20 protein-coding genes are annotated in these 20,056 nt (G+C 67.5%); 13 read left to right on the top strand and 7 right to left on the bottom strand.

Translation table 11 applies throughout. From position 1 onward, the window contains the following. The first annotated feature begins 1 nt into the window (after nucleotide 1). The 6 genes from ACTG4X_RS01790 (at nucleotide 2) to ACTG4X_RS01765 (ending at nucleotide 4,961) form a co-directional block, all read left to right on the top strand. On the top strand, nucleotides 2-325 hold the full coding sequence (locus ACTG4X_RS01790) for a 2Fe-2S iron-sulfur cluster-binding protein (RefSeq protein ID WP_097197466.1): 324 nt from the start codon (nucleotides 2-4) through the stop codon (nucleotides 323-325). Nucleotides 326-437: 112 nt separating this feature from the next. Continuing rightward, nucleotides 438-1,628 carry an ABC transporter substrate-binding protein gene (locus ACTG4X_RS01785; RefSeq protein ID WP_097197467.1) on the top strand — a complete coding sequence of 397 codons (1,191 nt, stop codon included), beginning with the start codon at nucleotides 438-440 and terminating at the stop codon, nucleotides 1,626-1,628. Between the two features lie 31 nt (nucleotides 1,629-1,659). Continuing rightward, complete coding sequence (locus tag ACTG4X_RS01780; RefSeq protein WP_093076619.1) at nucleotides 1,660-2,520, top strand: branched-chain amino acid ABC transporter permease; 861 nt, start codon at nucleotides 1,660-1,662, stop codon at nucleotides 2,518-2,520. Then, nucleotides 2,517-3,479, top strand: coding sequence for a branched-chain amino acid ABC transporter permease (locus ACTG4X_RS01775; protein ID WP_097197468.1), 963 nt, complete (start codon nucleotides 2,517-2,519; stop codon nucleotides 3,477-3,479). Before ACTG4X_RS01780 ends, ACTG4X_RS01775 begins: the two co-directional genes overlap by 4 nt. Further along, nucleotides 3,476-4,252: an ABC transporter ATP-binding protein gene (locus ACTG4X_RS01770; RefSeq protein ID WP_093057001.1), complete on the top strand. Its 777-nt coding sequence runs from the start codon at nucleotides 3,476-3,478 to the stop codon at nucleotides 4,250-4,252. Before ACTG4X_RS01775 ends, ACTG4X_RS01770 begins: the two co-directional genes overlap by 4 nt. Beyond that, nucleotides 4,245-4,961 carry an ABC transporter ATP-binding protein gene (locus ACTG4X_RS01765; RefSeq protein ID WP_093057002.1) on the top strand — a complete coding sequence of 239 codons (717 nt, stop codon included), beginning with the start codon at nucleotides 4,245-4,247 and terminating at the stop codon, nucleotides 4,959-4,961. The genes ACTG4X_RS01770 and ACTG4X_RS01765 overlap by 8 nt, the downstream gene beginning before the upstream one ends. A 6-nt stretch (nucleotides 4,962-4,967) precedes the next feature. Here ACTG4X_RS01765 and ACTG4X_RS01760 read toward each other — a convergent pair whose 3' ends face one another. Together ACTG4X_RS01760 and ACTG4X_RS01755 are read right to left on the bottom strand one after the other, a co-directional pair. After that, nucleotides 4,968-6,128, bottom strand: a complete 1,161-nt coding sequence (locus tag ACTG4X_RS01760) for an ABC transporter substrate-binding protein (RefSeq protein WP_093057003.1) — start codon at nucleotides 6,126-6,128, stop codon at nucleotides 4,968-4,970. 105 nt (nucleotides 6,129-6,233) lie between these two features. Beyond that, entirely contained in the window at nucleotides 6,234-7,814 is a 1,581-nt protein-coding gene (locus tag ACTG4X_RS01755) for a phospholipase D family protein (protein ID WP_093174866.1), read from the bottom strand. A 72-nt stretch (nucleotides 7,815-7,886) separates the two neighbouring features. On the opposite strand from ACTG4X_RS01755, the gene ACTG4X_RS01750 reads away from it, so the two are divergent. After that, on the top strand, nucleotides 7,887-9,116 hold the full coding sequence (locus tag ACTG4X_RS01750; protein ID WP_093057005.1) for a nucleoside recognition domain-containing protein: 1,230 nt from the start codon (nucleotides 7,887-7,889) through the stop codon (nucleotides 9,114-9,116). A 269-nt stretch (nucleotides 9,117-9,385) separates the two neighbouring features. Here the strand turns inward: ACTG4X_RS01750 and ACTG4X_RS01745 are convergent, their stop codons facing one another. Next, nucleotides 9,386-11,362: an alkyl/aryl-sulfatase gene (locus ACTG4X_RS01745; RefSeq protein WP_097197469.1), complete on the bottom strand. Its 1,977-nt coding sequence runs from the start codon at nucleotides 11,360-11,362 to the stop codon at nucleotides 9,386-9,388. A 61-nt stretch (nucleotides 11,363-11,423) separates the two neighbouring features. Between ACTG4X_RS01745 and ACTG4X_RS01740 the strand changes: the two genes are divergently transcribed. Genes ACTG4X_RS01740 through ACTG4X_RS01730 form a run of 3 tightly spaced genes read left to right on the top strand, consistent with a single transcriptional unit; the run spans nucleotide 11,424 to nucleotide 13,398 of the window. Next, on the top strand, nucleotides 11,424-12,347 hold the full coding sequence (locus ACTG4X_RS01740; RefSeq protein WP_256216739.1) for a LysR family transcriptional regulator: 924 nt from the start codon (nucleotides 11,424-11,426) through the stop codon (nucleotides 12,345-12,347). Between the two features lie 41 nt (nucleotides 12,348-12,388). After that, on the top strand, nucleotides 12,389-12,898 hold the full coding sequence (locus tag ACTG4X_RS01735) for a flavin reductase family protein (RefSeq protein ID WP_093057008.1): 510 nt from the start codon (nucleotides 12,389-12,391) through the stop codon (nucleotides 12,896-12,898). Next, the gene (locus ACTG4X_RS01730) at nucleotides 12,898-13,398 is read left to right on the top strand and encodes a BON domain-containing protein (RefSeq protein ID WP_097197470.1); all 501 of its coding nucleotides are present in this window, start codon (nucleotides 12,898-12,900) and stop codon (nucleotides 13,396-13,398) included. Before ACTG4X_RS01735 ends, ACTG4X_RS01730 begins: the two co-directional genes overlap by 1 nt. Before the next feature lie 12 nt (nucleotides 13,399-13,410). On the opposite strand, the gene ACTG4X_RS01725 is transcribed toward ACTG4X_RS01730, so the two are convergent. From ACTG4X_RS01725 to ACTG4X_RS01710, 4 genes are read right to left on the bottom strand one after another with little or no spacing between them, the layout of a single operon-like run. Beyond that, nucleotides 13,411-14,220 (bottom strand): ABC transporter permease, encoded by an 810-nt coding sequence (locus tag ACTG4X_RS01725; protein ID WP_256330758.1) that lies wholly within the window; start codon nucleotides 14,218-14,220, stop codon nucleotides 13,411-13,413. A gap of 11 nt (nucleotides 14,221-14,231) precedes the next feature. After that, nucleotides 14,232-14,987: an ABC transporter ATP-binding protein gene (locus tag ACTG4X_RS01720; RefSeq protein ID WP_440533126.1), complete on the bottom strand. Its 756-nt coding sequence runs from the start codon at nucleotides 14,985-14,987 to the stop codon at nucleotides 14,232-14,234. After that, the gene (locus ACTG4X_RS01715; RefSeq protein ID WP_440533125.1) at nucleotides 14,984-15,946 is read right to left on the bottom strand and encodes an ABC transporter substrate-binding protein; all 963 of its coding nucleotides are present in this window, start codon (nucleotides 15,944-15,946) and stop codon (nucleotides 14,984-14,986) included. The genes ACTG4X_RS01720 and ACTG4X_RS01715 overlap by 4 nt, the downstream gene beginning before the upstream one ends. Next, a complete protein-coding gene (locus ACTG4X_RS01710; RefSeq protein ID WP_257014420.1) occupies nucleotides 15,943-17,070 on the bottom strand; it encodes an aryl-sulfate sulfotransferase in 1,128 nt (375 codons plus the stop codon). Before ACTG4X_RS01710 ends, ACTG4X_RS01715 begins: the two co-directional genes overlap by 4 nt. 114 nt (nucleotides 17,071-17,184) lie before the next feature. Between ACTG4X_RS01710 and ACTG4X_RS01705 the strand changes: the two genes are divergently transcribed. The 3 genes from ACTG4X_RS01705 to ACTG4X_RS01695 all read left to right on the top strand — a co-directional run bounded on the left by ACTG4X_RS01705 (nucleotide 17,185) and on the right by ACTG4X_RS01695 (nucleotide 20,054). Next, entirely contained in the window at nucleotides 17,185-18,138 is a 954-nt protein-coding gene (locus ACTG4X_RS01705) for a LysR family transcriptional regulator (protein WP_093076604.1), read from the top strand. 66 nt (nucleotides 18,139-18,204) lie between these two features. Then, nucleotides 18,205-19,113, top strand: coding sequence for a DMT family transporter (locus tag ACTG4X_RS01700; RefSeq protein WP_093076603.1), 909 nt, complete (start codon nucleotides 18,205-18,207; stop codon nucleotides 19,111-19,113). Continuing rightward, nucleotides 19,110-20,054 (top strand): glutaminase, encoded by a 945-nt coding sequence (locus tag ACTG4X_RS01695; RefSeq protein WP_097197474.1) that lies wholly within the window; start codon nucleotides 19,110-19,112, stop codon nucleotides 20,052-20,054. The genes ACTG4X_RS01700 and ACTG4X_RS01695 overlap by 4 nt, the downstream gene beginning before the upstream one ends. Nucleotides 20,055-20,056: the final 2 nt, after the last annotated feature.

The raw sequence follows: 20,056 nt of genomic DNA, 5'->3' as shown, positions 1-20,056 counted from the left end.
CATGCCCACGATCCACTACATCCTCAAGGACGGCACCTCCCGCGAAGTCGACGCCAAGGTCGGCGCCAGCGTGATGGAGACCGCCATCCGCGGCAACGTGCGCGGCATCGACGCCGAGTGCGGCGGCTGCTGTTCCTGCGCCACCTGCCACGTCTACGTGGACGACGCCTTCATCGACCTGCTGCCGCCGCCCGACGACATGGAGAGCGCGCTGCTCGACGCCGTCGCGTCCGAGCGCAGGTCCGGCTCGCGCCTGAGCTGCCAGCTCAGCGTGACCGCCGCCTTCGATGGCCTCAGGGTCCGCGTGCCCGATACCCAGATTTGAAGGACGGCTCGGGCATCATCGCCCGCTTTGTTTGCATATTCGGTTACATGACAGCGGCGCCCGATGTGGCGCATCCACTCCACCTGAAAGGCGTTTTCCCGTGAACCCAACGATGACCAAGAGAACCATCCTCTCGACCCTGCTGCTCGCCGGCCTCGGCCTGCTGGGCGCCACGGCGCACGCCGCCGACGAGCCGCTGCGCATCGGCCTCATCGCCACCTACTCGGGCCCGTACGCCGACTACGGCCGCCAGTTCGACGCCGGCATCGCGCTCTACCTGAAGGAGCACGGCGGCAAGGTGGGCGGCCGCACTGTCGAGATCATCAAGAAGGACACCGCAGGCCCCGCGCCCGACGCTGCCAAGCGCATCGCGCAGGAACTCATCGTGCGCGACAAGGTGAACGTGCTCACCGGCCTGGACTTCAGCCCCAACGCGTACGCCGTGGGCGCCATCGCCACGCAGGCGAAGATTCCGACGATCGTGATGAACGCGGCATCGTCGGCCATCACCACCAGCTCGCCCTACGTGGCGCGCCTGTCGTTCACCGTGCAGCAGGTAACGGACCCAATGGCGCGCTACATGCTCAAGGAAGGCATCAAGGACGCCTACACCGTGGTCGCCGACTACGCCTCGGGCGTCGATGCCGAGACCGCGTTCAAGAAAACCTTCACCGCCGGCGGCGGCAAGGTCTCGGGCGAAGTGCGCACGCCGATGAACAACCCCGACTTCTCCGCCTACGTGCAGCGCATCAAGGACGCCAAGCCCCAGGCCGTGTTCTTCTTCTTCCCCTCGGGCGTGATGCCGCCGGCCTTCCTGAAGGTGTGGAAGGAACGCGGCATGGAGCAGGCCGGCATCAAGCTCTACGCCACGGGCGAAGCCACCGACGACAGCTACCTCGACGCCACCGGCGACGTGGCGCTGGGCCTGGTCACCAGCCACCACTACTCGTTCGCGCACCCCTCGCCCAAGAACCAGAAGTTCGTGAAAGACTTCGCCGCCGACAACGGCGCCAAGCTGCGCCCGAGCTACTTCGCCGTGACGGCCTACGACGCGATGGCCGCCATCGACCTCGCACTGGCCAAGACCAAGGGCGATGCCAGCGGCGACAAGTTCATGGAGGCGCTGAAGGGCCTGAGCTTCGAGAGCCCGCGCGGCCCCATCGAGATCGACCCCGTCACGCGCGACATCGTGCAGACCGTCTACATCCGCAAGACCGAGCGCGTGAACGGCCAGCTGGTGAACGTCGAGTTCGACAAGTTCGACCGCGTGAAGGACCCGGCCAAGGAAGCCGCAGCCAAGTAAGCCAGCCAGTTCGTCAGCCAGCAGGAAATTCATGGGTATCGTGATCTTCGATGGAGTGGCCTACGGCATGCTCCTTTTCCTCATCGGCGTGGGCTTGTCCATCACGATGGGGCTCATGAATTTCGTCAACCTCGCGCACGGCAGTTTCGCGATGGTGGGCGGCTACGCCGCGAGCGTGCTGATGAACCACTTCGGCCTGGGCTTCGGCCTCTCGCTGGCGGCGGCCTTCGTGGCGGCTGCCGTTGCGGGTGCGGTGCTGGAGTTCGTGTTCTACCGTCGGCTGTACCGCGCGCATCCGCTCGACCAGGTGCTGCTGTCGATCGGCGTGGTGTTCGTGTCGATCGCCGCCTTCACGTATTTCTTCGGACCGACGATGCAGCCCTTCACGCTGCCGCCGGCGCTCGACGGGCAGATGTCGCTGCTGGGCCTCGAAGTGGGCCGCTACCGCCTGTTCCTGATCGTCTGCGGCGTGGCGGTGCTGGCCGCGCTGCTGCTGGGCCTGGGCAAGACGCGCTACGGCGCGATGGTGCGCGCGGCGGTCGACAACCAGCGCGTGGCGGGCGGCACCGGCATCAACGTGCAGCGGCTGTTCTTCCTGACCTTCTCTCTCGGTTGCGGCCTCGCGGGGCTCGGCGGTGCATTGAGCCTGGGCATGCTGGGGCTGGAGCCGTCGTTCCCGCTCAAGTACCTCGTCTACTTCCTGATGGTGGTCTGCGTGGGCGGTGCAGGCACCGTCACCGGGCCCTTCATTGCGGCGCTGCTGGTTGGCATCGTGGACGTAGCGGGCAAGTACTACCTGCCGGAAGCGGGCGCTTTTCTCATCTACGTTTTCATGATCGTCATGCTGCTGGTGCGGCCGAACGGCATCGTTGCGAAGAAGGGGCTCGCATGAAAGCCCTGCATCTTTCTCCCGCGCACCTGCGCATCGCCGAAATCGCTTTCTGGCTGGCACTCGCGTCGAGCTTCTTCCTGCTGCCCGACAAGCTCACGCTGATGAGCCAGATCATGATCTTCGGCCTGTTCGCCGTGTCGCTCGACATGGCGCTGGGCTACGCGGGCATCCTCACCGTGGGCCACGCGGCCTTCTTCGGCGCGGGCGCCTACGCGGCCGGATTGCTAGCCAAGTACGGCTGGAGCGAGCCCTTCAGCGGCCTGCTGTTCGCGCTGATCGTCAGCGGCCTGCTGGGCTACGCACTGAGCTACCTCGTGGTGCGCGGCGCCGACCTCACGCGGCTGATGATCACCATCGGCGTGTGCGTGCTGCTGTACGAGTTGGTCAACCGGCTCTCGGGCATCACCGGCGGCACCGATGGGCTGCAGGGCGTGGTCATCGCGCCGGTGCTCGGCCTCTTCGATTTCGACCTCTACGGCAAGACCGCATTCGGCTATGCCTTCGGCGTGGTGCTCGCGATGTTCCTGCTCGTGCGGCTCGTGCTGCGCTCGCCCTTCGGCCTGGCGCTGCGCGGCATTCACGACAGCCGCAAGCGCATGACGGCCATCGGCTCGCCGGTGGAGGCGCGGCTGCGCATGGCATACGCCTTCTCGGCCGCGGTGGCCGGCGTGGCGGGCGCGCTGCTGGCGCAGACCACGCAGTTCGTCGGCATCGAGTCGATCGGCTTCAATCGCTCGGCAGAGGTGCTCATCATCCTGGTGCTCGGCGGCACCGGGCGGCTGTACGGCGGAATGATCGGCGCCATCGTCTACATGCTGGTGCACGACTGGTTCGCGGACATGAACCCGCAGTACTGGATGTTCTGGCTCGGCATCTTCCTTATTGCGGCCGTCATGCTGGGCCGCGGCGGCATCATGGGTGCGCTCTCGCGTTTCGTTCGCATGGGGAAGGCGCGATGAGTTCCACCACCACGCACACGCTGCGCACACACGGCCTGGGCATCCGCTTCGGCGCCTTCCAGGCCGTGAGCGATGTGAACCTCTCGCTCGAACCCGGCGCGCGGCAGGCACTGATCGGCCCCAACGGCGCGGGCAAGACCACGCTCATCAACCTGCTCACCGGCGTGTTCAAGCCCACCAGCGGCAGCATCCACATGGGCGATCGCGACATCACGCGCCTGCCTGGCGACAAGCGCGCGCGCATGGGCCTGGCGCGCACCTTCCAGATCAACACGCTGTTCCCCAGCCTCACGCCGCTGTTGTCGGTCGTGCTGGCAATCAGCGAGCGCGAAGGGCTGGGTGCCACCTGGTGGCGGCCGCTCAAGGGCTGCACGGCGGTGTTCGACGAGGCGCATGCGCTGCTCGGCACGCTCCGGCTCGACAGCCTCGCCGACGTGCCCGTGGCCGAGCTGGCCTATGGCAAGCAGCGGCTGCTGGAGATCGCGCTCGCACTCGCGGCCAAGCCCCGCATCCTGCTGCTCGACGAACCCGCTGCCGGCGTTCCGGAGGACGAGAGCGGCGAGCTGTTCGAGGCCATCGCGGCGCTGCCGCCCGACATCAGCGTGCTGTTCATCGAGCACGACATGAAGCTCGTCTTCCGCTTCTCGCGCCGCATCTCGGTGCTGGTGGGCGGACGCATCCTGACCGAGGGCACGCCTTCGGAAATCGGCGCCGACCCGCGCGTACGCGAGGTCTATCTCGGAAGTTCACCCCGCCATCACCACCATGCCTGAAGCACTCGCCTTCGACCAGGTCACCGCCGGCTACGGCAACGCGGTCGTGCTCGACCGGCTCGACTTTTCGCTGCCGCAAGGCGAGAGCCTCGCCATCCTCGGGCGCAACGGCGTGGGCAAGACCACGCTGCTCGAAACGCTGATGGGCAACACCCGCGTGATGCAGGGCTCAATCCGCTGGCAAGGTGCCGACATCACGCGCTGGCCGTCGCACCAGCGTGTGCGCGCGGGGCTGGGCTGGGTGCCGCAGGAGCGCGAGGTGTTCCCATCGCTTACCGTCGAAGAAAACCTCACGGTGATATCGCGGCTCGGCGGCTGGAACCTGAAGCGCGTCTACGACTTCTTCCCGCGCCTGCGCGAGCGGCGCGGCAACTACGGCAACCAGCTCTCCGGCGGCGAACAGCAGATGCTCGCCATCGGCCGCGCGCTGATGACCAACCCCAAGCTGCTGCTGCTCGACGAGCCGATGGAAGGCCTCGCGCCGATCATCGTGGAAGAACTGGCTGCAGCGATCCGCCGGCTGTGCGAGTCGGAAGGACTGGCGTCGATCGTGGTCGAGCAGCATCCGGTGCTCGCGTTGGAGATGACGCACAAGGCGATCGTGCTGGAGCGCGGCACCGTGGTGCATGCGGGGCCGAGCGCGGAACTCGCGGCAGACAGGAATCTGCTCGAAGGCTTGCTCGGCGTGGGAATCGCCGAGCAAGCCTGACGGCGTTCAGCTCAGCATCTGCCCGCGGCTGCCGATGACGGCCACGTCCACGAACTGCCCGCCTTCGCGGTTGGTCCGACCGTAGTTGATCTTCACCCCACCCAGGTCGAAGTTCTCGATGCTCGCCAGCCCCGACATCACCGACGCACGCGTGAGCGAACCACCGGCACGGCGCATGCCTTCAGCCAGCACTGCGGCGTTCAGATAGCCCTCCAGGCTCGTGAGCGAGAAGTCCTTGACGCCGTTGGCCACCATGTCGGCCTGATAGCGGCGCACGATCTCGAATTTGGTCGAGTACGGCGACGGCACCACGATCACGAAGCCCAGGCCCTTGGCCAGGTCGCCCATCGCCGACAGCGCGCTGGCCGTGATCGACAGGCCATAGGCCGAGCTGCTGTTGCCCGCCTCGCGCAGTGCCTTCAGGAACACCGGCGCAGTGCCGGCCAGCCCGACCACCACCACCTGCGGCTTGGCCTTGGCGATCGCCTCGGCGGCGGGGCCCACTTCCATGCTGGTGGTGTTGGGCGTGGTCGCGATCACCGCCGGCTCCAGCTTGGCCTTGGCCAGCGCATTCTTGAAGGCCGCCAGCACCGACTGCCCCAGCGGGTCGTTCGAATGCACGAGGCCGATGCGGCTCTGGCCCAGCACGGCGGCGGTGCTCACGAGCTTGTCGACTTCCTGGTCGTAGTTGGCGCGCACCCAGAAAGTGTTGGGCGAAGCCTTCTTGCGCAGCGCGATCGTGCCGGTGATCGGGCCGACCACGGCCATGCCGGGCACCGCGTCCATCACCTCGGCTGTCTGGCGCGTGCCCAGCGGGTGCAGCAGCGCGAGCACCGAGCTGTCTTTCTCGAAGGCCAGCGCGTTGGCCTTGGCCACGTCGGGCTTGAAGGTGTCGTCGGCCATCACGAGCTCGACCTTGGTGCCGTTGATGCCGCCCGCCTTGTTCAGCGCATTGAAGAACGCGCTCGAACCCTGGAACAGCCCCTGCCCGTTGGCCTTCTCGACGCTGCTGTTATCGAAGGTGGTGCCGATGCGCACCGGCCGGTTCTGCGCAAGCGCCGGAAAACCCAGGCCCGCGGCGGCGGTTGCTGCGGCCAGCCCGGTCAGCGCACGCCGACGGCTGGTGGAAAGCGGCGCAATCGACTCGCGCGGCACGGGAACGGTCATGGTCGAAGTCTCCAGGAGGTAATGCGTTAGTGACAAAAATTCACATTCTTTCGAGGAATGTAACGCACCCACTCTCCACCTGAGATGACAGCGGCAGCTACTTCGCTACAGCAGCTCTTCGCCCACGATGGGCAGCAGCAGCCAGTTCTTGAAGCGCAGCCAGAGGAATTCGCCGGGCTCGTCCTCGTGGACGATGTCGCCGCCGGCGTCGTCGTACTCCAGCCATTGCACGCGCCTGCCGTTGGGGCCCAGCCGGAGCCGGTAGCCGAGGTTCACGCGCTCGCCCGACATGAGCTTGTTGTAGTCCTGCACCAGCTCGGGACTGTCGATGACCAGGCCGATCTCGGTGTTGACGGCGGCCGAGCGGTGGTCGAGGTTCATCGAGCCGACGAAGAAGCGCTCGTTGTCGACGATTGCCAGCTTGGCGTGCAGCCGGCTGATCGACTTGCCGAAGTCGCCGAAGCGGCCCGAGCTGCCGCTTAGGGTGGGCGCGATCTCGAAGATGGTGACGCCGATCTTCAGCATGTCGGCGCGGTAGCGCTCGTAGCCCGCATAGGCCAGCGGCTCGTCGGTCGCGCCCAGCGAGTTGGTCACGACCGTGATGCGCCCGCCCTTGGCAATGCACGCTCGCATCTCCTCCAGGCCCTTGGGGCCCGGAATGAAGTACGGCGAGGCAATGACGACCTCGCGCCGCGTGGCGTTGATCACGCTGAGCGCGCCTTCTGTCACGCTGCCGATGTAGGCCTCGTCGGCCTTGCGCGTGATCTTGTCGGGGTCGTCGATGAACAGCGTGGCCGGCGCCCAATAACGGTCGAGCTTGCCGGTGATGAGCTGCTCGCCCACGGGCGACTTGTTGAGCACGTCGCGCGGGCGAATGGGCACGTCGGGCACGGCCGTGCGCGCAATTTCGTCGAAGCGCCGCTGCGCCGCCTCGCGCGTCATGCCGTGCAGCGGCGCGATGCGCTCGATGGGCCATGCGTGCGAGCTGTTCCAGTAGCGGTCGAAGCCTTCGGACATCTGCCGCACGACCGGGCCGCTGGAAATCACGTCCATGTCGATGAAGTTCGCGGCCGTGCTGCGCATGAAGTACTCGTTGCCGATGTTGCGGCCGCCCGACACGGCAAAGCTGTTGTCGGCCACCAGCAGCTTGTTGTGCATGCGGTGGTTGATGCGGCCGAAGTCGGTCAGCGACATGAGCAGCCGCGTGCCGAGCGAACTGGCGCGCGAAGGCAGCGGGTTGAACAGCCGCACCTCCACGTTGGGAAAGGCCGCGAGCGTGCCGAACAGCTCGTCTTCGCCGCCGGTGTAGAGGTCGTCCACCAGCAGGCGCACCCGCACGCCACGCGCCGCGGCTTCGCGCAGTTCGCGCAGGAAGAGCAGGCCGATGTCGTCGCGCTGCACCAGGTAGTACTGCACGTCGAGCGACTTCTCGGCATGCCGCGCAAGCGAGATGCGGGCGTCGAAGGCAAACGCCGCCTCGGGCAGCAGCCGGAAGCCCGACAGCGCGGTGGAATCGCCCGGCGCGCCCTTGGCCGCCAGCTGCCCCAGTTCTGTCTGCGCCACGTCGGTGAACGCCGTGACGTTCGCCTTCGGCTCGGGCGGCGGCAGGCTGACGCAGCCGGTGAGCCAAATGGCCGCCAGGACGCTCAGGCAGGCGGCAAAACGACGGACGATGAGGGCGCGCATGGCCCGAACTGTAGCTCGCGGCGGGCCCGGATGGCGGCCCTATCATCGAAGCGAAACAAAAGGAAAAGAAGCGTGCTCAACGGCTTGTGGCTTGGTTTCTTCGGGGTGGCGGCACTGGCGGCGCTGGGGCGGTGGCTCATCGGCGGCGACCCGACCGTGTTCGCGGCGCTGGTCGAGAGCCTGTTCGCGATGGCGCGGCTGGCGGTCGAGGTGATGGTGCTGCTGTTCGGCACGCTCACGCTGTGGCTGGGCTTTTTGCGCATCGCCGAGGCGGCGGGGCTGGTCGGCTGGCTCGCACGGCTGCTGGGGCCGCTGTTCCGGCGCCTCATGCCGGGCGTGCCGGCGGGGCATCCGGCGCTCGGGCTCATCACAATGAACTTCGCGGCCAACGCGCTGGGGCTGGACAACGCCGCCACGCCCATCGGCCTGAAGGCGATGCGCGAACTGCAGCGGCTGAACCCCGACCCGGTGACGGCCACCAACGCGCAGATCCTCTTCCTGGTACTTAATGCCTCGTCGCTGACCTTGCTGCCGGTCACCATCTTCATGTACCGCGCACAACAGGGCGCAGGCGACCCGACGCTGGTGTTCCTACCGATCCTGCTGGCCACCAGCGCCTCCACGCTGGTCGGGCTGCTCTCGGTGGCGGTGGCGCAGCGCCTGCGGCTGTGGGACCCGGTGGTGCTGGCCTACCTGCTGCCGGGCGCGCTGCTGCTGGGCGGCTTCATGGCGCTGCTGGGCACGCTGTCGGCGGCGGCCATTGCGTCGCTGTCTTCGCTGCTGGGCAACCTCACGCTGTTCGGCGTGATCGTCGTGTTCCTGCTGGCCGGGGCGATACGCCGCATCAAGGTGTACGAGTGTTTCATCGAAGGCGCAAAGGAAGGCTTCGACATCGCGAAGAACCTGCTGCCGTACCTCGTCGCGATGCTGTGCGCGGTCGGCGTACTGCGCGCTTCGGGCGCACTCGACTTCGCGTTGAATGGCCTGCGCTGGCTGGTGAACGCCGGCGGCTTCGACGCTCGTTTCGTCGACGCCATGCCCACCGCGCTGGTCAAGCCCTTCTCGGGCAGCGCGGCGCGCGCGATGCTGATCGAGACCATGAAGAGCCAGGGCGTCGACAGCTTTCCCGCGCTGGTGGCCGCCACCATCCAGGGCAGCACCGAAACCACCTTCTACGTGCTGGCCGTGTATTTCGGCGCCGTTGGCATCCAGAGAGCGCGGCATGCGGTGGCCTGCGCGTTGCTGGCGGAGTTGGCCGGTGTTGTGGCGGCTGTCGCGGTCTGCTATTGGTTCTTTGGCTAGGACTCGGCGTTGTTTCGGGGCGCGATCACGCCGACGGGTACCTTGCTCCGCGAATGTCCTCCGGCCTGCGGCCTCCCCCTTTATTTCGCTGCGCAAGGCACCCCATCGACGTGATCGTTCAGAGCACTTGTTGATAGGTCGGCATGAGCGCTGCGTCCATGTGCGAATGGCACCGGGTACTCCCCGCAGCGAAATAAAGGAGGAGGCCGCAGGCCGGGGGACATTCGCGGAGGGGAGTACCCGGTGTCATTCGCACACCCCCCGAACCCTCACTTCCGCGGCTCGACAACAGGAAACATCGGCTCGAAGGTATCGAGCATCGACAGCAGTTCACCCAGCTTCGCCCGGTCACCATCGATCTTCACCTTGCCCGCCAGCACCGCAGCAGGAAAGCTCGTCTCCTTCAGCGTGACCGCATCGAGCGTGGCGCGGCTCAGCGTGACCGTGGCATCGGCTCCCGGCTGCTGACCGGCGATGTGCGTGAGCGCGGAGTTCTCCAGCGTCAGCACGAACTGCTGGTTCGAATCGGTGAAGTTCCAGTTGATGACCATCTTCTTGCCCTCGGCTTTGGCCGCATCGAGCCGCACGCCGAGGAAGTCGAAGAACAGGTCGTTGCTCACCGCCTTCAGCGTGTCGGCGTTGGAGCTGTTGCCGCCCGGAATCTTCGGCACGCCATTGCGCAGCTCCATCGCACCCACCAGATACGCGCTGCGCCAGGTGCCGGCCTCCGACTGGTAGCCCATCTGCTCGAGCGCATCGGCGCCCAGCTCGCGGGCTGCGCGATTGGCCGGGTCGGCATACACCAGCTGACTCATCGCGCTGGCCACCCAGCGGAACTCGCCCTTCTTGAAGTCTTCGCGCGCACGCGCCAGCACCGCGTCTGCGCCGCCCATGTACTCGACCGTCTTCTTCGCATAGGCCACCGGCGGCAGCGGGTTCAGGTTGGCGGGGTTGGCGTCGTACCAGCCCAGGTACTTCTGGTACACGGCCTTGGCGTTGTGCCGCAACGTGCCGTAGTAGCCGCGCGCGGACCACTCCTGCTCCAGGCTCGCGGGCATGCGCAGCGTTTCTGCAATGTCGGCCGACGTGTAGCCCTGGTTGAGCAGGCGCAGCGACTGGTCGTTGATGAACTTGTACATGTCGCGCTGCTTCTTCAGCAGATCGACGATGCGCCCGCCCCCGAAAGTGGGCCAGTGGTGCTGGGCGATGAGCACGTCTGTCTTGTCGCCGAAGGCCACGCGCGCCTCGTCGATGTACTTCGACCACAGGTTGCCGTCGCGCACCTCCGCGCCGCGGATGGTGTAGAGGTTGTGCATGTTGTGCGTCACGTCCTCCGCCATGTTCAGCACGCGGAACTGCGGCAGGTACATGATCATTTCCGACGGCGCCTCCGAGCCCGGCACGAGCTTGAAGACGAACTGCACGCCGTCGATGGTGCGCTCTTCGGTCGGCTTGTCGATTGTGGCCGTGGGCGCAATCAGCGAAATGGTGCCGCGCGCCAGCGCCTTGCCCAGGCCCGTGTCGACCTGCCCGCGCGCGCCCGGCGGCAGCAGCGTGCCGAACTGGTACTGCGAGCGCCGGCTCATCGCATTGCCCGCGAGGATGTTCTCAGCCACGGCCGTTTCCATGAAGCCCGCGGGCGCGAGCACCTGCACCTTGCCGGCCTTCACGTCAGCCTCGTCGATCACGCCCTTCACGCCGCCGAAGTGATCGGCATGGCCGTGCGTGTAGATCACCGTGCCCACCGGCTTGCGCGGGCGGTGCTGGTAGTACAGGGCAAGCGCGGCGCGCGCGGTTTCGGCGGCCAGCAGCGGGTCGATGACGATCAGCGAGCTGTCGCCTTCCACGATGGTCATGTTGGCGATGTCGAAGCCGCGCACCTGGTAGACGCGGTCGGTCACCTTGAAGAGGCCATGGATCGCATTGAGCTGCGCCTGGCGCCACAGGCTCGGGTTGACGGTGTCGGCCGCTTCGTTTGCCTGCAGGAAGTCGTAGGGCTTCATGCTCCACACCGGCCGCGTGCCGCTGCCGGGCACCAGCGCATCGGGCACGGTGCCGACAAAACCGCGCATCGCGTCCTCGAAGTCCTGCCGGTTGGCGAAAGGCAGCGTCTTCGCCATGTCGGCGTTGGCTTGCAGCGTGGAAGGCTCGGGCGCCTTGGGCGCGATCTGCGCGGAGATCGACGGGGCGCCGAGCGCGCAAGCCAGTGCGACGAATGCAGCTGTGGAGAAGGAAGAAGGGGTCATCCGGCAATTCTCCGAAGCGGCAGAAGCATTGGCAAATGCAAAATACGCGCTTCCTTTTTAAGTGAAACGCAAAATGCAGTTGCGCCAGCTCCAGCATCTTGTTGCCCTTGCCGAGCAGGGCAGCTTCGGCCGCGCAGCGCAGGCCGTGCACCTGTCGCAGCCCGCGCTCTCGCGCAGCATCGACACCCTGGAAGACAGCCTGCAGGCACGCCTGATCGACCGGGCCTATGGCACCGTGCGCTTCACGCAAGCCGGCGAGCTCGTGCTGGCGCGTGCCCGCGAACTGCTGGCCGATGCGCAGCAGATCCAGCGCGACGTACTGCAGCTCGAAGGCCTGGCCATCGGCAGCCTCGCCGTGGGGCTCGGTCCCTTCGCCGCGAGCACGCTCGGGCGCATGGCCTTGTCGCTGATGACGCAGCGCCATCCGCAACTCCTGATGCGCATGGAAGTGGCCGACACCGCCACGCTCAGCGAGCGCCTGCACCGGCGCCAGCTCGACCTGTTCATCGCCGACACTCGCGACCTGAAGAAGCAGCCCGGTCTCAAGCTCGCGCGGCTGCCCGACCTGCCCGTCTCGTTCTTCGTGCAGCCGAAGCACCCGCTGCGCCGGCTGAAGCAGGTGACGCTGGAAAAAGCCATGCGCTATCCCGTGGCCGGCCCCAACCTCCCCGCCGAGGTGGCTGCGTATTTCGACAGCCAGATCCAGCGCGACGACCGCGGCGTGTTCAACGTCACCTGCGACGACGCCGGCACCCTGCGCCACCTGGCCCTGACCGCCAACGCGGTCATCCTCGCGCCCCACGCGCCCGCCCTGAACACCGACACCAACGCCCTCGTGCCACTGCCGGTGGTCGGCTTTGCCCGCATGCAGACGCACTACAGCCTGGTGACGCTCGCGGGCCGAACGCCCTCGGCCGCCGCCACCGTCTATACCCGCCTGGTGACAGAGTTGATGGGCCCGGTCAGGCAGCCCGCCGGGCGCTGAGCCAAAATGGCCCTCCTGCCGACCACCGCCCAGCCTCTTTCGTGACCACTCCCCGCCGGGCCCAGCCGCCCTCCTTTTCGACCGACGAGTTTCGTGAATCGCTCGGCATGTTCGCCACCGGCGTCACCGTGGTCACTGCGCGCGCGGCCGACGGCACGCTGGTCGGCCTCACGGCCAACTCGTTCAACTCGGTGTCGCTGGCACCGCCGCTGGTGCTGTGGAGCCTTGCACGCGCGGCCGGCTCGATGCCCGCACTGAGCACCGGCTCGCACTACACGGTGAACATCCTGGCGGCCAACCAGAAGGCGCTGGCCGAGCGCTTCGCCACCAAGAACATCGACCGCTGGGCCGACGTGGCCTTCACCGAGGGCCTCGGCGGTGCGCCGGTGCTGGTAGGCGCGGCGGCCAGCTTCGAGTGCTTCAACCGCAGCCGCTATGACGAAGGCGACCACGTGATCTTCGTGGGCGAGGTGGAGCGCTGCACGCATGACGCGGGCGCCTCGCCGCTGCTGTTCCACGGCGGGCGCTTCTACACCGAGCATCCCTTGTAATGAACCGCCCTGCGCTCCTGTCGTCTGTCTTGTTGCTTGCCGCACAGACCGGCATGGCGCAGGAAGCGAACGGGCCGCTCAAGCAGAACTGGTTCGACGACCCGTTCTTCCAGGTGTCCGCGGGCCTGCCGGCCTGCGCCATGCCCGAGGGGCCGTTCTACACCGCCGAAGAGCGTCGCATGCAGACCCATTCGCGGCTGGAGCGCGGCACCAGCTGCTGGCTGGCCGGCAAATGCACCGACAGCAACGCCTACCGCTACGACAAGCCCCTCGCGCCCAAGGTGCGCGCCGCGCTGCTTGCGGTGCCGGGGGTAAGCAAGGGCAGCGTGTGGGTCATGATCCAGCGCCGCTGGGTGTACCTGCAGGGCTGCGTGCCGAACGCGGCGCTGGCGAAGAAGCTGGAACGCGCGGCGCGTGCATTGCCCGATGTCGAGACGGTGGTGCCCGACCTGATGGTGGGCACGCGGGGCAAGCCGCCCTACCCGCTGGCCGCGAAATAAGGCCCCTGGCACTCAGCTTCCCAATGCCGATTCGTGCCAGTGCCGCAGCAGCAGCCGGCCGATCGCGCTCACCACCAGGAAAAACAGAAAGCCCAGCAGCGTCGCCGCGATCACTTCCGCGAACAGCAGTGCGGTGTACATGCGCCCCTGCGCGAACACGATCTGCACGCCCAGCCCGCCTTCGGCATTCCCCGAGCCGATGATGAATTCGCCCACGATGGCGCCGATCACCGACAACCCTGCCGAGATGCGCAGCCCCGCGAAGATGTGCGGCAGCGCGCCCGGCAACCGCAGCTTCCAGAACGACACCAGCCCGCTCGCGCGGTGCAGCGCGAACAGCTCCGCAAGATTGCGCGAGGTCGAGCGCAGGCCCAGCATCGTGTTGTTGATGATGGGGAACAGCGACATGATGAAGCTGACGATCACCACCGACAGCTCGTTGTAGCCGAACCAGAGCACGATGAGCGGCGCGATCGCCACCACCGGCACGGTCTGCAGCAGCACCGCGTACGGGTACAGGCTGCGCTCCAGCAGCCGCGACTGCGCCAGTACCGCCGCACCCGCGATGCCGAGGAAGATGGCCAGCGCATAGCCCAGCAGCGCCTCCTTCAGCGTAGAGAGCGTCGCACCCGCGAGCACTGCGGCGTTCTCGGCCGTGGCTGCCGCCACTTCCTGCGGCGACGGCAGCAGATAGCCCTTGCCTTCGTAGACGGTAGCGCTCAGCAGCCACCACAGGCCGATGGCGAGCAGCGCGACGACCAGCACGGGGGCGGCGTTGCGCACGAAGGCGGCGGCCGGAGAAGAAGAATCGGATCGGGTCATCGCCATCTCCCTCAAGCCACGGCTTGCGCATGGTGCTGCGCACGCAGCACCGCCGTCACCTGTCCCGTAAGCGCCGCAAAGCCGGCGCTGGCGCGCAACTCGGGCGCGCGCGGGAATTCGAAAGGCACGTCGATCACGTCGAGGATGCGCCCCGGCCGCGGCGACATGACCACCACCCGGTTGGACAGGTACACCGCCTCATGCACGTTGTGCGTGACCAGCACGCCGGTGAAGCCGGCCTGGCGCCACAACGACGAGAGCTCTTCCTGCAGCACGTCGCGCGTGAGTTCGTCGACCGCCGCCAGTGGCTCGTCGAGCAGCAGCAGCCCCGGCCGCAACGCCAGCGCGCGCGCCAGCGACAGCCGCATGCGCATGCCGCCCGAAAGCTGGTGCGGGTACGACTTCTCGAAGCCCGCAAGCCCCACCAGCTTCAGCGCCTCGGCCGCACGCGCCCGGTAGCTCGCAGGCGCATGGCCTTCGAGTTCCATCAGCAACTGCGCGTTGCGCTCCACGGTGCGCCAGGGCAGCAGCGCGGCTTCCTGGAACACGAAGGCGGTCTCGACGCCGTCGGGCCGCGTGCAACGGCCCGTGCTCGGCGCGATGAGCCCCGCCATGATGCGCAGCAGCGTCGACTTGCCGCAGCCAGAAGGTCCGACGATGGAGACGAATTCGCCGGGGCGCAGCGCGAGGTCGACCGTGCCCAGCGCCTGCAACCCGGAGTCGAAGCGCTTGGACACGCCCTCCAGCCCGACGGCCGCGCCGCTCATGGGTTGCAGCCCGGCACCAGCGTGCGGTCGTAGCCCTGCTTCGCGTCGAAGTTCGCCGGCAGGAAGTTGACGCTGCGCAGCTGCCCCGCAAGCTCGCTCCAGCGCGCGTCGGTCATGCAGCCGATGCGGCCAAGGTCGTGCGAGATCAGCGTCTCGATCATTTCCTTGTTGGCCGCGTCGTAGATCTCGGGCGTCATCTGCTTGTTCATGCCGGTGATCAGCGGCTTCAGCCCCGAGGGGTTGCGCACGTAGTTGGCCCAGCCCTTCTGCACCGCCGCGATGGTGGCCTTCACCAGCGCGGGGTTCTTGCGGATCATGTCGTCGGTGGTGAACAGCACGTCGTAGGGCCGGTAGCCCAGCGACGCCAGCGTGACCTGCTGCACCTGCACGCCGGCCGCGGCCATGCGCGCGGGCAGGAAGAGCGAGTAGCCCTGCTGCACCATCTTCGGGTCGTTGCGGAACAGGCTCAGGTCGCCGCTCACCGGGATCTCGCGCGTGCCGGTGAGCTTGTACTGCTTCTTCGTCCACTCCCAGTAGGCGTTGCCGATGTTCACCGCGAAGGTGCGGCCCTGCAGGTCGGCGATGGACTTCACGGCCGGGTCGGCGTGGTAGACCAGCGTGTAGGGCACGTAGTCGAGGTGCGCGAACACCGCACGCACCGGCGCGCCGCGCAGGCGGGCCAGCAGCACGTCGTCGGCATTGCCGATGCCGAACTCGGCCTGGCCCGAGGCCACCTGCGGAATGGTCTGGATCTTCGGGCCGCCCTGCAGCACGCTGATCTCGATGCCGGCTTCCTTGCCAAGCTTGTCCTGCTGGGCCTGCCAGTAGCCGGCCTGGTCGGGCTGGGCGAACCAGTTGCTGAGGATGCGCACGGGCTTGGGAGCGTCGGCAGCCTGCGCGAGAAGAGGCAGTGCGGCAGCCAGCGGAAGTGCGAGTCGGCGAAGGGCGGAAGAAATCATGATGCGGAAACCTTGAGCCATGGAAGTTGCGCCGCGGTGTAGCGGAAGGTCTGGAAAACGCTGTTCTGCCGGCCGGGCACGTACTTGCGCGCGGCCTCGTCCGGGTATTCGGCGAACCAGGGAATCACGTACTCCCACACCACCTCGCCGGCCGGCGTGACCTCGAACAGGCGCCCCGTGGCCGACTCGGTGACGTGCGTGTTGCCGTTGGGCAGGCGCTGCGCGCTGCCCATGTAGGCGGTGTAGAACGCGTTGACCAGCTCGTCCGCGTACTGCCACACGACCTCGTTGGAGGCCGGGTCGATTTCGAGAACGCGCGAGAACGCCACATGCTTGCCGGTGCGGAAGTTGCCGTTGTCGAAAGCAAGAATGTGGCCGTTGGCCAGCGCGACGGGCGCGTGCTGGTGCGACAGCACCGACGGCGGAATGTGCAGCTTCACGCCTCCCGTGGCCTTGTCGACGCCGACGATGCCGGAGGTGGTGCGCAGGCTCATCAGCACCAGCCCCTCGCGCGTTACGTCCAGGCCGTTCACCAGCGGCCAGTGGGTCCGGCCGAAACCGGGGTGGATGGGGAAGTCTTCCGGCGCCAGGTGCTCCCAGGCCTTCCATTCCCACACCAGCTTGCCGTCGCGGTCGACCTCGCGGATCACGTCGCCGTACATCGCCTCGCCGGGGCCATGGGCGGTGCCGCCCGGCACGCGCTCGGCAAAGCCGGCCGGCACCGGCGCGCAGCCGGCGTACAGCAGGTGGCCGTTGTCGAGCCAGCGGGCGTCGTGGTGGTGCGTCGGGTCTTCGAAGCGCCAGACGATCTCGCCCCCGGGCGTGGCCTCGTAGAAATCGCCGCCGTGCCACAGCGACCAGGCGCCGTAGATCTCGGGCGAGTTCGCGTGGTTGCCGTTGTAGCCGAGGTTGCCGTTCTTCAGGATCACCGCCGCGCGGCCCGGGCGCACGGGCATCTTCCACTGGTGCGCGACGCGGCCCTCGATGTCGATCAGGTAGACGTTGCCGTCATCGGTCTGCGGCGCGATCAGGGTGTAGCCGCCGGCGCTCAGCGCCGGGTCGTGGGCGATCAGGCCGGTGCCGCGGCGGCGCTGGGTGATCTGGTCGACGGTGGTGATGGTCACGGAAGCGAACCTCGGGAGTTTGAAGAGTGGTGCGAATCTAGGCCGCATCGCCCGTCAGGAAAATCTGTTTGTTTCGTACGGTGCGTATAGAAAATCCATACACTTCCCGCCACCATGCGCGCCATCTCCCAGACCTTCCGCTGTTTCGACGAAGTGGCCCGCCGCGGCTCGGTGCGCAAGGCCGCCGAGGCGCTGCACCTCACGGCGGCCGCCGTGCACCAGCAGGTGCTCAACCTCGAGGAACAGGTCGGCACGCCGCTGTTCGACCGGCTGCCGCGCGGCATGCAGCTGACCACGGCCGGCGAGATCATGGTGGCCGCCGTGCGGCGCGGGCAGCGCGACTTCGACAACGCCATGGCCCAGGTGGAAGACCTGCGGTCGCTGCGGCGCGGGCACATCAACCTGGCGGTGTCGCATTCGTCGGCCGAACAGCTGGTGCCCGAGGTCATCGAGGCGGCCATGAAGAACTACCCGGGCGTGACCTACAGCGTGCGCTCGGGCAGCGGCGAGAACATCCTGAAGTGGGTGGCCAATGGCGAATCGGACATCGGCTTCTGCCTGCGCCGCAAGCCGCCGCCCGGCGTGGAAGAGATACGCGCGTTTCCGCAGCACCTGGGCCTGGTCACGCCGCCCGGCCATCCGCTGGCGGCGCTGGGCAAGCTGCCGCGGCTGCGCGACTGCCTGGACCACCCGCTGATCCTCATGACGCCCGACACCGAGCTGCGCGCCATGGTCGACCAGATCGACCACCGCGAGCACCGCAAGGTGCGCCCGCTGGTGGAGACCAGCTCGGTCGCGATGGTGCGGCGGCTGGTGGCCGGCGGCACGGGCATCGGCTTTCTCATTCCCGAGAACGTGGCCGAAGACGTGGAGCGCGGCACGCTGGTGTGGACCGGCCTGGCCGACGCGGGGGCGCGCTCGTTCAGCTGCCTCTACCAGCGCGCGGGCCAGACCACGGCGGTGGCCATGGGCATGTTCCTGCAGTTCCTGGAGGCTGCGCTGCTGGCCATCGAAAAGCGCTTCGAGCAGCGCGCGCCGCTGCCTTCGCTGACCGCGTTCGCACAATAAACACGCTGGCACGATACGATCATCGGATGAATTACGCGGCAACCCGCCGCGACTGACCGGCCCCGAATGATCCAGCGCAAGACCCACCTCGACTCCCTCGCCATCGGCCTGCTCATTGCCTGCTGCGCCTTCTGGGGCCTGCAGCAGATCCTCATCAAGACCACCGTGGCCGAGGTGCCGCCGATGTGGCAGGCCTCGATCCGCATGATCGGCGCCACGGTGCTGCTGTGGCTCTGGTGTGTATCGCGAGGCGTGCCACTGTTCGAGCGCGACGGCACGCTGTGGCCCGGCTTGCTGGCCGGCCTGTTGTTCTCTGGCGAGTTCGCCGGCATCTACCTGGGGCTGCAGCACACCAGCGCCTCGCGGCTCACGGTGTTTCTCTACACCGCGCCTTTCTGGGTGTCGCTGCTGCTGCCGCGCTGGGTGCCGGCCGAGCGGCTGCGGGGCTTCCAGTGGCTGGGGCTGTTCATTGCGTTCTCGGGCGTGGTGCTGGCCTTCAGCGAGGGCTTCGGCCACATGAGTTCGTCGCAGCTCATCGGCGACGGCATGGCGCTGGCGGCCGGCATGCTCTGGGGCCTGACCACGCTCACGCTGCGCACCACGCGCCTGGCCACGGCCAGTGCGGAGAAGACGCTGTTCTATCAAGTGGCGGTCACGGCGGCGGTGTGCCCGGTGCTGTCGCTGGCGCTCGGCGAGCACTGGGGCTTTTCGTATTCCGCGTGGGCCTGGACTTCCATCGGCCTGCAGACGGTGGTCGGCGCCTTCGCCAGCTATCTCGCCTGGATGTGGCTGCTGCGGCACTACCCGGCCACGCAGATGTCGTCCTTCACCTTTCTCACGCCGCTGTTCGCGCTGGTGTTCGGCGTGGTGCTGCTGAAGGAGCCGCTCACGGCGCAGCTGATCGTGGCGCTGGCCGGCGTGGCGCTGGGCATCGTGCTGGTGAACCGGCGGCCTGCGGTACAACGCTCGGCATGAGCAAGACCACAACGAACTTCCAGCCCGTTCTCGACGAAATCGTCGCCACGCTGCGCCCGCAGCTCGGCCAGGGTGGCACCGTCGCGAGCTACATCCCGGCGCTCGCCCGCGTGGACGCGCGGCAGTTCGGCATCGCGCTGCGCACCTGCCAGGGCGAAGAAGCCGGCGCGGGCGACTTCGAGACGCCCTTCTCCATCCAGAGCGTGTCGAAACTGTTCACGCTCACGCTCGCCATGCAGCGCATGGGCGACGCGCTGTGGGAGCGCATCGGGCGCGAGCCCTCGGGCAACCCGTTCAACTCGCTGGTGCAGCTCGAAAACGAACAGGGCAAGCCCCGCAACCCGTTCATCAATGCCGGCGCCATCGCGGTGGCCGACCGGCTGGTGAGCCAGGCGAAGGCCACCGGCGGCAGCGCGAAGGCCGACATCCTCGCGCTCATGGGCAGCCTGTGCGGCGAGTCCATCGGCTTCGACGACGAAGTGGCGCAGTCGGAGGCCGACACGGGTTTTCGCAACGTCGCGCTGGCCAACTTCATGAAGAGCTTCGGCAAGATCGACAACGACGTCGCGACCGTGCTCGACACCTACTTCCACCAGTGCTCGCTGCGCATGAGCTGCCGGCAACTGGCGCGCGCCGCCGCCTTCCTTTGCCGCGACGGGGCGCACCCGATCGACGGCGAGCCCGAAATCACGGGCGAGCGGCAGACGCGCCGCATCAACGCGCTGATGCTCACCTGCGGCACCTACGACGCGGCGGGCGACGTGGCCTTTTCCATCGGCCTGCCCTGCAAGAGCGGCGTGGGCGGCGGCATCGTGGCGGTGGTGCCCGACCGGCTCACGCTGTGCGTGTGGTCGCCCGCGCTCGATGCCACCGGCAATTCGCTGCTGGGCATGAAGGCGCTGGAGCTGTTCGTGGCGCGCACGGGGCTGTCGGTCTTCTGATC

Source organism: Variovorax sp. YR566 (assembly GCF_051992195.1).
Classification (GTDB): Bacteria; Pseudomonadota; Gammaproteobacteria; order Burkholderiales; family Burkholderiaceae_C; genus Variovorax.
The sequence above is the reverse complement of the archived record's forward strand: the minus strand, read 5'-3'. Positions and strand labels throughout refer to the sequence as shown.

Coding starts and splice junctions, on each gene's coding strand:
- ACTG4X_RS01790 (WP_097197466.1), top strand. CDS start 2: ATGCCCACGATCCACTACATCCTCAAGGACGGCACCTCCCGCGAAGTC.
- ACTG4X_RS01785 (WP_097197467.1), top strand. CDS start 438: ATGACCAAGAGAACCATCCTCTCGACCCTGCTGCTCGCCGGCCTCGGC.
- ACTG4X_RS01780 (WP_093076619.1), top strand. CDS start 1,660: ATGGGTATCGTGATCTTCGATGGAGTGGCCTACGGCATGCTCCTTTTC.
- ACTG4X_RS01775 (WP_097197468.1), top strand. CDS start 2,517: ATGAAAGCCCTGCATCTTTCTCCCGCGCACCTGCGCATCGCCGAAATC.
- ACTG4X_RS01770 (WP_093057001.1), top strand. CDS start 3,476: ATGAGTTCCACCACCACGCACACGCTGCGCACACACGGCCTGGGCATC.
- ACTG4X_RS01765 (WP_093057002.1), top strand. CDS start 4,245: ATGCCTGAAGCACTCGCCTTCGACCAGGTCACCGCCGGCTACGGCAAC.
- ACTG4X_RS01760 (WP_093057003.1), bottom strand. CDS start 6,128: ATGACCGTTCCCGTGCCGCGCGAGTCGATTGCGCCGCTTTCCACCAGC.
- ACTG4X_RS01755 (WP_093174866.1), bottom strand. CDS start 7,814: ATGCGCGCCCTCATCGTCCGTCGTTTTGCCGCCTGCCTGAGCGTCCTG.
- ACTG4X_RS01745 (WP_097197469.1), bottom strand. CDS start 11,362: ATGACCCCTTCTTCCTTCTCCACAGCTGCATTCGTCGCACTGGCTTGC.
- ACTG4X_RS01730 (WP_097197470.1), top strand. CDS start 12,898: ATGAACCGCCCTGCGCTCCTGTCGTCTGTCTTGTTGCTTGCCGCACAG.
- ACTG4X_RS01725 (WP_256330758.1), bottom strand. CDS start 14,220: ATGACCCGATCCGATTCTTCTTCTCCGGCCGCCGCCTTCGTGCGCAAC.
- ACTG4X_RS01720 (WP_440533126.1), bottom strand. CDS start 14,987: ATGAGCGGCGCGGCCGTCGGGCTGGAGGGCGTGTCCAAGCGCTTCGAC.
- ACTG4X_RS01715 (WP_440533125.1), bottom strand. CDS start 15,946: ATGATTTCTTCCGCCCTTCGCCGACTCGCACTTCCGCTGGCTGCCGCA.
- ACTG4X_RS01705 (WP_093076604.1), top strand. CDS start 17,185: ATGCGCGCCATCTCCCAGACCTTCCGCTGTTTCGACGAAGTGGCCCGC.
- ACTG4X_RS01700 (WP_093076603.1), top strand. CDS start 18,205: ATGATCCAGCGCAAGACCCACCTCGACTCCCTCGCCATCGGCCTGCTC.
- ACTG4X_RS01695 (WP_097197474.1), top strand. CDS start 19,110: ATGAGCAAGACCACAACGAACTTCCAGCCCGTTCTCGACGAAATCGTC.